Annotated in this window: 10 protein-coding genes; 2 read left to right on the top strand and 8 right to left on the bottom strand. The window is 68.6% G+C overall.

Annotation, left to right across the window (positions count from 1 at the left end):
- Nucleotides 1–30: 30 nt before the first annotated feature.
- Complete coding sequence (locus tag AVR91_RS00995) at nucleotides 31–1,758, bottom strand: ABC transporter ATP-binding protein (RefSeq protein ID WP_063275754.1); 1,728 nt, start codon at nucleotides 1,756–1,758, stop codon at nucleotides 31–33.
- A complete protein-coding gene (locus tag AVR91_RS01000; RefSeq protein WP_063275753.1) occupies nucleotides 1,755–3,380 on the bottom strand; it encodes an ABC transporter ATP-binding protein in 1,626 nt (541 codons plus the stop codon). The genes AVR91_RS00995 and AVR91_RS01000 overlap by 4 nt, the downstream gene beginning before the upstream one ends.
- A 119-nt stretch (nucleotides 3,381–3,499) precedes the next feature.
- Between AVR91_RS01000 and purL the strand changes: the two genes are divergently transcribed.
- A complete protein-coding gene (gene purL / locus AVR91_RS01005; RefSeq protein WP_143253841.1) occupies nucleotides 3,500–5,782 on the top strand; it encodes a phosphoribosylformylglycinamidine synthase subunit PurL in 2,283 nt (760 codons plus the stop codon).
- An 82-nt stretch (nucleotides 5,783–5,864) separates the two neighbouring features.
- Here the strand turns inward: purL and AVR91_RS01010 are convergent, their stop codons facing one another.
- From AVR91_RS01010 to AVR91_RS01035, 6 genes are all read right to left on the bottom strand, one after another.
- Nucleotides 5,865–6,707, bottom strand: coding sequence for a hypothetical protein (locus tag AVR91_RS01010; protein WP_063275751.1), 843 nt, complete (start codon nucleotides 6,705–6,707; stop codon nucleotides 5,865–5,867).
- Nucleotides 6,704–7,813, bottom strand: coding sequence for a pentapeptide repeat-containing protein (locus AVR91_RS01015; RefSeq protein WP_063275750.1), 1,110 nt, complete (start codon nucleotides 7,811–7,813; stop codon nucleotides 6,704–6,706). Before AVR91_RS01015 ends, AVR91_RS01010 begins: the two co-directional genes overlap by 4 nt.
- Nucleotides 7,810–8,598 carry a hypothetical protein gene (locus AVR91_RS01020; protein WP_063275749.1) on the bottom strand — a complete coding sequence of 263 codons (789 nt, stop codon included), beginning with the start codon at nucleotides 8,596–8,598 and terminating at the stop codon, nucleotides 7,810–7,812. Before AVR91_RS01020 ends, AVR91_RS01015 begins: the two co-directional genes overlap by 4 nt.
- A gap of 165 nt (nucleotides 8,599–8,763) precedes the next feature.
- Nucleotides 8,764–9,609: a lysozyme gene (locus tag AVR91_RS01025; RefSeq protein ID WP_063275748.1), complete on the bottom strand. Its 846-nt coding sequence runs from the start codon at nucleotides 9,607–9,609 to the stop codon at nucleotides 8,764–8,766.
- A gap of 192 nt (nucleotides 9,610–9,801) precedes the next feature.
- Nucleotides 9,802–10,617 (bottom strand): lysozyme, encoded by an 816-nt coding sequence (locus tag AVR91_RS01030; RefSeq protein ID WP_063275747.1) that lies wholly within the window; start codon nucleotides 10,615–10,617, stop codon nucleotides 9,802–9,804.
- 104 nt (nucleotides 10,618–10,721) lie between these two features.
- Nucleotides 10,722–11,339 carry a type VII secretion system-associated protein gene (locus AVR91_RS01035; RefSeq protein ID WP_037334719.1) on the bottom strand — a complete coding sequence of 206 codons (618 nt, stop codon included), beginning with the start codon at nucleotides 11,337–11,339 and terminating at the stop codon, nucleotides 10,722–10,724.
- A 53-nt stretch (nucleotides 11,340–11,392) separates the two neighbouring features.
- On the opposite strand from AVR91_RS01035, the gene AVR91_RS01040 reads away from it, so the two are divergent.
- On the top strand, nucleotides 11,393–11,773 hold the full coding sequence (locus AVR91_RS01040; protein WP_043848455.1) for a sterol carrier family protein: 381 nt from the start codon (nucleotides 11,393–11,395) through the stop codon (nucleotides 11,771–11,773).
- Nucleotides 11,774–11,807 lie beyond the last annotated feature (34 nt).

Raw genomic sequence — 11,807 nt, forward strand, 5'->3', positions numbered from 1 at the left:
TTTCGTCCTGAACGACCCTTTCATGACATCTCAGGAGGCGGCGGCGACCAGGGCGGCGTAGGGCCCACCAGCCGCCAGCAGCTCCGCATGGGAGCCCAGCTCGGTCACCCGGCCACCCTCGATCACCGCGACCCGGTCCGCCGCGGCCGCCGTGTGCAGCCGGTGCGCGATCGCGATCACCGTGCGCCCTTCGAGCACCGCGCTCAACGACCGCTCCAGCTCCCGCGCCGAACCCGTGTCCAGCAGCGACGTCGCCTCGTCCAGCACCAGCGTGTGCGGATCGGCCAGCACGACCCGCGCCAGCGCGAGCTGCTGCGCCATCGCCGCCGGGACGGCGACCGCCCCGGCCCCGACCTTCGTGTCCAGTCCGTCCGGCAGGCTCGCGACCCACTCCGACGCGCCGACCGAGGCCAGCGCGGCCAGCAGCCGTTCGTCGGTCCAGTCACCGGCCGGGAGCGTGAGGTTGTCCCGCAAAGTCCCCGCGAACACGTGCTGCTCCTGCGTCAGCAGCAGAACCTCGCCGCGCAGGACGTCGTCCGGCAGCGTCGACACCTCGGCACCGCCGATCCGCACCGAGCCCGACGTCGGCGCCGACATCCCGGCCAGCAGCCGTCCCAGCGTCGACTTGCCCGCCCCGGACGGCCCGACGATCGCCAGCCGCTCACCGGCGGGCACCCGCAGGTCGATCCCGTGGAGCACTTCGCGGTCCGCGTTGTAGCCGAAGCGCACGTCGCGGACCTCGATGTCCTGGCCGCGGGGCGCCTCCGAAGTCCCACCTGAAGACCCAGCAGGCCGGACACCCAGCAGCCGCCGCAGCGAGACCCCCGCCACCTGGATATCCGCGAGCCAGAACAGTGCCTCGTTCAGCGGACCCGTCATGACCTGCGAATACAGCAGCATCGCGGTGATCGTGCCGAGCCCTTCCCAGCCGTTCGAGTAGGCGAGCAGGCCCAGCCCGAGCATCACCGGCACCGGCAGCACGTAACTGATCTCCAGCGACGGGATCCACCGCATCTGCAGCGCCCGGACCTTGCGCTCGCCCAGCATCGACGCGTCGAGACCGTCGTGTCCGGTCCGGATCCGGCGGCCGGTGAGATTCAGCGCCTCGGCCGTCCGCGCGCCCTCCGCGGTCTCGTGCGTGGTGGACTGCAGCTCGGACCACTTGTCCAGCATCCGCCGCATCACGTCCGGGATCCGCCGCTGGTACCAGATGTTCACCGGCACCAGCAGCGGCAGCGCGACCAGCAGGCCCAGCGCCAGGAACGGGGACGTGATCACCATCGCCACCACGGTGAACACCACCGTGACCGCGGCGATCAGGATCTCCGGCGCGCCGAAGCGCACCGCGTGGTCGATACGGCTGACGTCGGTGGTCGCCCGGCTGAGCAGGTCACCGGTGCCCGCGGCCTCGACCGTCCCGAGCGGCAGGTTCAGCGCGTTCCCGACGAACTCCTCGCGGTTCTTCGCCAGGATCCGCTCACCGAACACCCTCGCGCGAAGCCGCGCCAGGCCCTTGAACCACGCCTGAGCGCCCAGCACCACCACGAACGCGATCGCCAGCCAGGTGATCGTGGCGGTCGTCGTGCCTTCGACGACCTCGTCCACCAGCGCGCCCAGCAGTCGCGGCCCGGCCAGCCCGATCGCGGTCGCGACGCAGAACAGGCCGAGCATCACGGAGAACTCGCGCTTGTTGGCGCGCGCGGTCTCCCTGATCCATCGTCGAACGTCCTTCTTGTCTGCCAGCGGCAGCTTTTTCATGCCGGTACTTTCGTACTCACGACCTCGTCGGCCACATGTGTCCACAAAGGACTTTGACTGAACACGACGGTGGTCTTGCCGCGCCGCAGCTTCGCGACGCGTTCGGTTATGCGGGCTTCGGTATGCGCGTCGACGGCCGAGGTCGGCTCGTCGAGCAGCAGGACGTCGGCGTCGGTCGCCAGCGCGCGGGCCAGGTTCAGCCGCTGCCGCTGACCGCCGGAGACCTCACGTCCGCGTTCACCGATCACCTCGTCGACGCCGTTGGGCAGCGCGTCCACGATGTCCTCGGCGTCCGCCGCGTACAGCGCTTCGGTGATCTCGACGCCGCCGGGCTCGGTGGGGCTGACCTGTTCGCGCAGCACACCGGAGAACCAGATGTCCTGGTTGTGCGCGAACACGACCCGCCGCCGCAGCTCGTCCAGCGCGACCCGGTCCACCGGAACGCCGCCGACGAGAGCAGGTTCACTCGGATCGGTGAACCGCGCCATCCGCGACGCCACCGCTTCGGCGTCGGCCCCGACGTCGATGACGGTCAGCTTCCCGGCTTCGACCTTGATCCCGGACGTCTCGTCGTACAGGTCCAGCGGGCCTTCCGGCAGCGACACCGGGTGCTCCGGCTCGGCGAGCGTGCGTTCGGTGGACAGCAGTTTGCACACCTTCCGCGCCGAAACCAGCGCGGCGCTCAGCACGCCCGCGAACTCGGTCGCCGTCGTCACCGGGATCACCAGGAACACCGAGATGCCGTAGAACGTGATCAGCTCGCCGACGCGGATGGTGCCGTTCATCGTCGCCTGCGCGCCCAGCCAGGTGATGGCCACCGTGACCAGTCCCGGCAGCGCGATCTCCGCGGCCGCGAGCCACGCTTCGCTGCGTCCGACCTGGACACCGGCCGCGCGGACCTTCTGGCTGGAGCGGCGGAAGCGGTCGAGGAACTGCTTCTCACCGCCGACACCGCGAAGGATCCGCAGGCCGGAGACGATGTCCGCGGCCAGCGCGTTGACCTCGGTCTTCTCCTCGCGCTGCTTCGTCTGACGCTTCTCCAGCGGCTTCAGCAGCGGCCCGATGCCCACCACCGCCAGCGGGACACCGATCAGCGCGACCACACCGAGCAGCGGCGACGTCGTCAGCAGCGCCGTCGCGCACACGATGAACGCGATCAGCGAACCGAACGCCCGCCCGAGCACCTCGAAGGAGTCACCGATCGGGTTGATGTCGCTGGTGGTGATCGCGACCACGTCACCCGTGGTGGTCGTGTCGCGCAGATTCGCGCCCAGCTTCGCCGCGTGTTCGGTGGCGAGGCGCTGCGTCACCCCGGCGCCGTGGATCCAGCAGCCGTAGGACGCGAAATGCTGCACCGTGCCCGCGAGCGTCTGCGCGATCCCGAGCCCGGCGGCCGCGAGGCCCCACAGCCAGACGGAATCGCCGTCGCCCCGGCCGATCGCGTCGATGCCCCGGCCGATCGCGACCGGCAGAAGGGCGATCGGCAACGACCACAGCGCACCGCTGATCGCCGAGACGGCGAGCAGTCCCGGACGCGCGAGCATCATCCTGACCAGGTACCGCCAGGCGGTCGGCTTGGCGGGCAGGCGTAGTCGCGGAAGCGGATATGTGGCGGAAAGCACGATTGCCGACGTTAAGCCGATCACCGTCGCGGGCGCGACCGATTTATGCGTGGGCGACCGACGGGTGAACATTCCCCTCGCCTATTCTCAAGGCCGTGGCGAACCCTGATGCGGACACCGTGACCAGCACCGTTGACACCACTCAACACGCCGAGGCGACCCCCGAGCAGACCCAGCCGTACGTCGAGCTCGGCCTCGCCGACGACGAGTACGCCCGGATCCGGGAGATCCTCGGCCGCCGTCCGACCGACGCCGAACTGGCGATGTACTCGGTGATGTGGAGCGAGCACTGCTCGTACAAGTCCTCGAAGAAGCACCTGCGCTACTTCGGCGAGACGGCCACTCCCGAGATGAAGGAAAAGATGCTCGCCGGTATCGGCGAGAACGCGGGCGTCGTCGACATCGGCGAGGGCTGGGCGGTCACCTTCAAGGTCGAGAGCCACAACCACCCGTCCTACGTGGAGCCGTACCAGGGCGCCGCGACCGGCGTCGGCGGCATCGTGCGCGACATCATGGCGATGGGCGCGCGTCCGCTCGCGGTGGCGGACGCGCTGCGCTTCGGCCCGGCGGACGCCCCCGACACCCGCCGCGTGCTGCCCGGCGTGGTCGCCGGCGTCGGCGGCTACGGCAACTGCCTCGGCCTGCCGAACATCGGCGGCGAGCTGGTGTTCGACCAGAGCTACTCCGGGAACCCGCTGGTCAACGCCCTGTGCGTCGGCGCGATGCGCGTCGAGGACCTGCACCTGGCCTTCGCCTCGGGCAAGGGCAACAAGATCATCCTGTTCGGCGCGCGCACCGGCCTCGACGGCATCGGCGGCGTGTCCGTCCTCGCCAGCGACACCTTCTCGGGTGACGAGTCCTCGGGTGGTCGCAAGAAGCTGCCCAGCGTCCAGGTCGGCGACCCCTTCACCGAGAAGGTGCTCATCGAGTGCTGCCTCGAACTGTTCGCCCAGAAGCTCGTCGTCGGCATCCAGGACCTCGGCGGCGCCGGGCTCTCCTGCGCGACGTCGGAGCTCGCGGCCGCCGGTGACGGCGGTATGCACATCTACCTCGACCGCGTTCCGTTGCGCGCCACCGGGATGACCCCGGCGGAGGTGCTCTCCAGCGAGTCGCAGGAGCGTATGTGCGCGGTCGTCTCGCCGGAGAACGTCGAGGCGTTCATGAAGGTCTGCGAGAAGTGGGATGTCATCGCCACCGACATCGGCGAGGTCACCGACGGCGAGCACCTGGTCATCACCTGGAACGACGAGATCGTCGTCGACGTCCCGGCGCACACGGTGGCGCACCAGGGCCCGGTGTACGACCGCCCGATCCAGCGTCCGTCCAGTCAGGACGCTCTGCAGGCCGACACCTCGGCGAAGCTGCCGCGTCCGTCCACTTCGGACGAACTGCGCGCCGACATCCTCAAGCTCATCTCGTCGCCGAACCAGGCGTCGAAGGAATGGGTGACCTCCCAGTACGACCGCTACGTGCGCGGCAACACCGTTTCCGCGCAGCCGTCGGACTCCGGCGTGATCCGGATCGACGAGTCGACCGGCCGCGGTGTCGCCGTCTCGACCGACTGCAACAGCAAGTTCGTCTACCTCGACCCGTACGAGGGCGCGAAGCTCGCGCTGGCCGAGGCGTACCGCAACGTCGCCACCAGTGGCGCGAAGCCGGTCGCGGTCTCGGACTGCCTGAACTTCGGCGCGCCGACCGACCCGGGCGTGATGTGGCAGTTCGAGCAGGCCGTGCACGGTCTGGCCGACGGCTGTGTCGAACTCGGCATCCCGGTCACCGGCGGCAACGTCAGCTTCTTCAACCAGACCGGTGACGTGGCCATCCTGCCGACCCCGGTGGTCGGCGTGCTCGGCGTGATCGACGACGTCACCCGCCGCATCCCCACCGGGATCGGCGCCGAGGCCGGGGAAACCCTGCTGCTGCTGGGTGAGACCCACGACGAGCTGGACGGCTCCGCCTGGGCGCGCGAACTGCACGGCCACCTCGGCGGCCGCCCGCCTCGCGTGGACCTGGCGCGCGAGAAGCTGCTCGCCGACATCCTCATCGCCGGTTCGCGCGACGGCATGATCTCCGCCGCGCACGACATCTCCGACGGCGGCCTGATCCAGACGCTCGTCGAGACCGTCCTCATCGGACAGTGCGGCGCCCGCGTCTTCCTCGACTCGGAGCAGGATCCGTTCGTGCAGCTGTTCTCCGAGTCCGCGGGCCGGGTGCTGGTCGCCGTGCCGCGTACCGAGGAACTGCGGTTCACCGAGATGCTGACCGCGCGCGGCCTGCCGTGGCGCAAGACCGGCGTGGTGGACCCGGAGTCGGGCTCGCTCGAACTCCAGGGCATCACGGAGTTCACGCTGGACGAGCTTCGGGAGCCGTGGGAGCGCACGCTCCCGGCCCTCTTCGACTGATAGTTCGTCCGTGAAGGCCTCCTTGCCTACCCTGAAGGTAGTGAAGGAGGCCTTCACGGACTTGCGGGCGGGCCCAAGACACTCACGAGCCGGGAAGCGTCGATCCGGAAGGGAACTCCGCGCCCTCAAGCGACGGCGGCTCCGCGAAGGTGGCCACGCTGAAGTCGACGGGCTTCCCCACGACGAGATGGTCCAGCGACACCTTGCGTTCGAAGCTCGCCCTCGTGAGGTCGAGTGACCCGTGGATGGTCACGTCCTTGAGCGAGAACTTCCCGGAGATCTGGGCGTCGGTGAGATCCACGTAGCTCGCCACCTCGCAACGATCCGCCCCGAACCAGCCGACGCGCCTGCCGAGCAGTTCGAGCTTGTCGAGCCGGGCGTCACTGAGGTTGAGCCCCAGCGTCGGCCCGGTGGTGCCGGCATGGGGAAGGATGTCGCGGATCAGCCGCTCGGCCGCGCGCCGGACCAGCCGTTCGCGTTCCGCGGCCGCCTTGTTTTCCGTGTCCCACTTGGTCTCGCTCGGGAACTTCGGATGGTCGAACGGCCGCCGCAGGTAGGCGCACAACACGTCGAGCACCGTCTGCCGGTACTCTGGACGGGTCCTGGCCAGTCCGGCGAGTGAATGCATCGCGCCGACCCGGACCTGATCGGCCTCGTTTCCCAGCAGTTCGATCGATTTGGCGAACCGCTCGTCTGAGATCCGGCTGCGCTCGATCTCGTGCCGGTCCTCTTCGGTCCGCCGTCGCCGGTCGTTGAGCCACAGGCCGTAGAGCGCGGCGATCGCCCCGCCCGCCAGCGCGCCGGTCTTGAGCGCGTCGCCGCGGCTGGTCGCGCGATCCGTGAGAAGCCAGGCGGTGACCCCCACGAGCACCACGACCGACGACAGCAACGTCCACAACAACGGAGACTTGAGCAGGCGTCTCATGCGTCCTTCATCGTGAGCCGGGCGCGGCCGTCCGGAAGGGTTTCGACGGACCAGTCCGCCGGGAGTTCGTGCTCCCTCGCCGGTTCCACCGACGTGTTGTACAGCGACACCGTGCCGGGTGTCTCACGGAAACTCAGATCCGCGAAACCGTCGAACCGCGCGCGGCGCAGGTCCAGTGTCCCTTTGAACTCGGCGTCGGCGAAGACGGCGTCCTTCGCGAAGATGCTGTCTTTGAAGGACGTCTCACCCGCGAACACCGTCCCGCGGAATTCGGCGTCCTCGCTGAACTGCACCCCGCTGAACCAGGCCCGCTGCTCGAACTTGGCTTCGTTGCACCGGAAGAAGCCGATCTTCTTCTCCTCGGCCGTTCCCGCGCCCGTCAGGTAGACCGGTCCCAGGAACACGCAACCGGACAAATTGGTGCTGCTGTACAGACCCGCGTAGCGGAGCAACAGCTTGCCGATCTTCCGCTGAGAAAGATCGAAGTACTCCAGTACCGCCCCGGTCAGGTCGAGGTCGTAACCGGGCGCGTCCTCGGCATCCGCGGCCGGCAGCAGTTCCCCGATGAGCCGCTGGGCGGTCTGCCGAACCTGGAGTTCCTGTTCCTGCTCAGGTTTGCCGCGTTCGGGAAGCTTGTTCCCCGGACGTTTCGCCTCTCCTTCGTAACGTGGATGGTCGAACGGCCGCCGCAGGTACGAGCACAGGATGTCCAGCACGGTCTGCCGGTACAGCTCGCGACCGCGGGCCAGCCCCGCCAGCGCGTGCAGGGCCCCTACCCGCACCTGGTCGGCGTCGTGCCCGAGGAGCTCGACGGCCTTCGCGAACCGTTCGTCCGAGATCCGGTCCCGGTCCTGGTCGGCCCGCCGCAGCTCCAGCTCCTGCCGTTGCCGCTCGACCTCCTGCCGCCGTTCCTCCACCCGGCGCCGCCTGTCGTTGAGCCACAACGCGTACAGCGCGACGATGGCGGCGCCGGCGACACCGCCGGTCTTCAGCGCCTCACTGCGGCTGGTCGCCGGATCCGTCAGCAACCAGCCGCCGACCGCGAGCAACAGGACGAACGAGAGGACGAACGTCCACAGCAACGGGGAGCGGAGGACCCGCTTCATCGGGCCTTGGAGACCAGCAGCGAGGAGACGCACCAGGCACCGGACTGGCTCTGCGCGAACATCGTGCCCTTGGCGTCCTCACCTTCGACCGTGCCGGTGATCTCGGCCATGACGAGGTTGGTGGTTCCCTGCGTCCGCTTGACCTCCGCCGTGGAGCCCGGCGGAAGGAAGACGTCGAGCACGGAGCCCATGCTCGACCGCCGGTTCTCACAGGCCAGGGCGATCGCCCCTTGCCGGTCGCCCGACGAGATCTTGGCGAGGAAGTCCTGGATGACCTTGACGCCCTGAGGGTCGCCGGAGCTGCTGCCACCGCTTTCGGTGCTCCGCGGGGTCCTGGTCGTGCTCGACTTCGGGCTGCTGCTCTTCGGCGCGGAGGTCGGCGCGGGCTCGGACGACGGGGGCGGCGCGGCCGCGGGCTCGTCCTTGCTCAGCAGGAAGCCCGGCGCGACGAACCCGGTGACCCCGAACGCCACCAGCACGACCACGCCGATCACGATCCCGATGATCAGTCCGGTCTTGCTCTTCGGCGGCGGCGCGGGCGGGCCACCGAAGCCCTGCTGGTAGCCCTGCTGATTCGGGTCCCAGCCCTGCTGCGGGTACTGCTGGGTCTGATCCCAGCCCTGCTGGGGCTGCTGCTGGTACTGCTGCGTCTGGTCCCAGCCCTGCTGCTGGCCGTACTGCTGCGGCTGACCGTATTGCTGGTTCGGGTCCCAGCCACCCTGCTGCGGCTGCTGTCCCTGGGGGTCCTGGCCATAGGGCTGGCCTGGCTGGGGTGGGTAGGTCATCGGTCTCGCCTTCCGTGCTGGGGCCTGAGGCTGGAGATCAGACGACCGGCGGTCAGCGCTGGTTCCGGATCCGCCCGTGCCAGGGATTTTCAAGGGGAAGGTACCCCGCGTACCAAAACGGCTCCCGGCCGAGGCCGGGAGCCGTTTCTTCACGGAATGCGCAGCTCAGCCGTTGGCCAGTGCCTGCAAGCGGTCATAGGCGCCGTTGAAGGTGTTCTGGTCGAGCGGGCTGGAGGTGTACTGCCACACGGTGTAGTAGCCCCAGCCGTAGGGCAGCGCGCCGACGGTGGAGGCGTATCGCGCGATCCACAGCGGGACCGTGCCACCGAAGTTCTGCGTCGAGCCGACGCAGGTGCTCCACCAGCTCGTCGAGGTGTAGATGACGGGCCAGCGGCCGGTGCGCGCCTTGTAGCGGTCGTGGAACGCCCGGATCCACGAACCCATGGCGGACTGGCTCAGGCCGTAACAGGTGGCGCCGTACGGGTTGTACTCCATGTCCAGCGCGCCCGGCAGGGTCTTGCCGTCCTTGGACCAGCCGCCGCCGTTGTTGATGAAGAAGTCGGCCTGCGCCGCGCCGCTCGAGACGTTCGGCAGGGCGAAGTGGTACGCGCCGCGGATGAAGCCCTGGTTGTAGGAACCGTTGTACTGCTGGGCGAAGTACGGGTTCTTGTAGCTCGTGCCTTCGGTGGCCTTCGTCCACACGAAGCGCTTGCCCTGCCCCCACCAGTAGGCCCAGTCGACGTTCTTCTGGTAGCTGGCCACGTCCATGCCCGCGACGGTCGCGAGCACCCCGGCCTCGGGCTGCGGCTGCGCGGCCTTGGCCTTGGAGTCGGGGGTGGAGTTGTCGCCTTCCACGCGCCGGATCTGCGATCCGATCGTGTGGTCGTTCTGCTGGAGATCCTGTTCGATCGACATGATCTCGGGGGACGGGGCGGCCGACGCTTGGACCGTGCTGCCGAGCAGGAGCAGCGCGGAGCCGACGGCGATGGCGATTCTTCGGGAAGTGCGCATTACGACAATCCCTTCACGGATAACCCTCGCTGAGGACGGCGACCTTGCAGGTGGTAGCCGTCCGGGCACGATTGTTGACGACGAGTGCCGGGTTTGTCACTAACTTCCGTGAAATTGGTACTACGCGTGGGTGATTTTCATTTCCAAGTAGGGCGAGTTATGTGATCTTGTAACGCCCACTCGGGTGGGTGTTCAGCCGAGCGACAGCGCACGCACGCGATCGAACGTGCCGTTGAACCAGTTCTGGTCGCCGGGGAGACTGCCCTTGTTCGAGAACTGCCAGATGGTGTGGGTCTTCCAGCTCGCGGGCAGCTCGCCGATCTCCGTGTTGTACCGCGCGATCCACAGCGGGTTCTGCCAGAACACGTTGCTGTTGCCGGTGCAGCGCTTCCACCAGCTCGTCGACGTGTAGATCGCCGGATGCCGCCCGGTCCGCCACAGATACGTCTCGGCGAACGACGCCATCCACGCGACCATCTGCGCCGGCGTCTTGCCGTAACAGGTTTCGCCGTACGGGTTGTACTCGACGTCGAGCGCGCCCGGCAGCGTCTTGCCGTCGCCGGACCAGCCGCCGCCGTGGTCGACGAAGTAGTGCGCCTGCGCCGCGCCGTCAGAGATGTCGGGGCGCGCGAAGTGGTAGGCGCCGCGGATCAGGCCGACGCCGTAGGAACCGTTGTACTGCTGGGGAAACCGGGGATTGACGAAGCCGGTGCCTTCGGTCGCCTTCACGTAGACGAACTTCGCGCCGGTCCTGGCGGCCCCGGGCCAGTCGACGTCGCCTTGATGACCGCTGACGTCGTGGCCGAGCGTCTGCGCTTCGCCGCCGTACAGCGGCCCCACCGACACGTTGACGCCTTCGTGCAGCGCGATCTGGGAACCGGCGTAGTGCTCCTCGGCCCCGTCGTACCTGGGCCCGCTTTCCCGTGCGACGGCGGGGGTCTGCGCGAGCAGCAAAACCCCCGCCGCGAGGACGGCCCCCCAGCCTTTCGAACACACTCTGCGACTCATCACGTCGCCACGATCCCCCGGACAAAGGGAATCAGCGACTCGAACATCACCCGAAAGAGTTGCTTTCCGGCCGAAAAAATTGGGCCGAGTGGGTTAACCGGGCCCTAACGGCGCTCGTCTGAAAGGGCTTTGTCGAGGTGCTCCGAGGGGACGATCGCGGTGAGCCGGTCGTGCGGGTTGATCGTCACGGGGTGCCCGGCGAGCAACGGCACCATGTCCCGGCCCAGCACCGCGCGGGCGTGCGGCCATTCGCGCGGGACCAGCGATTTGGCCGTGTACGCGGGCACGAGCACCTTGCCGTCGGTGTTGTGGAAGCCGATCACCGTGCGCTGCACCGGGGAAAGGGCGTAGACGAACAGCGTCGAGTCGAGGATGACGCGCGGCAGGTCGGCGGCCGGGCGGTGGTTCGTGCGCACCAGCTGGAGGAGCTGTTCGAGCTCGTTGCGCGGCTCCGGGAAGCCGAGCGCCTTCGGCGAAGGACGGTAGCGATCGTTGGGGTGGAAGTCCTCGACGATCTCGCCGCCGCCGTTCACCGGGTACGCGCCGACGACCGCCCAGGACGGCACCGGGCCGTCGGGATCGAAGGCCTCGTCGATGACGTAAAGCCAGCTGTTCGGGTTGGCCTTGGCGTTGGCGCGCATCTCTTCGGTGATCTTCGGCTTCTTCTTGCCCGCCGGGCTCGACGCCAACCGATCCGCCTCGTCCCGCTGCGCCATCGCCATCCCCACGTTCCGGGTGCCTGAAGGTTCGTTCGCGCTCACTCTACTGTTCTCCCATGGCCTCTTCGCGTACGGTCGACCCCGCTGAGTTACGAGCCGCGATCGCGGCGATTTCCCCCTGGTTGAGCGGATCCGGTCCGGATCCGGCCCGTCCCGAGCTGGCCGCGGCGGTGCGGCTGAGCCTGCGGACGCTGGCCGGGGACGCCCCGGGGAAGAGTGTCGAAGTGCGGGTGCCGCCGTTCGCGGCTGTGCAGTGTGTCGAAGGATTGAGCCATACCCGCGGGACTCCGCCGAACGTCGTCGAAACGGATCCGCGTACCTGGCTGGAACTGGCGACCGGGCTGCTCGGGTGGGCCGAAGCCGTCGAATCGGGGCGGGTCACCGCCTCCGGGAGCAGGGCCGATCTGGCCCGCTGGCTGCCCTTGGTCCGCCTCTAGACCCCGCCCTGGCGTGCTATGAACGGGACGTTCC

The organism is Amycolatopsis keratiniphila subsp. keratiniphila (assembly GCF_001620365.2).
GTDB classification, from domain to species: Bacteria; Actinomycetota; Actinomycetes; order Mycobacteriales; family Pseudonocardiaceae; genus Amycolatopsis; species Amycolatopsis keratiniphila.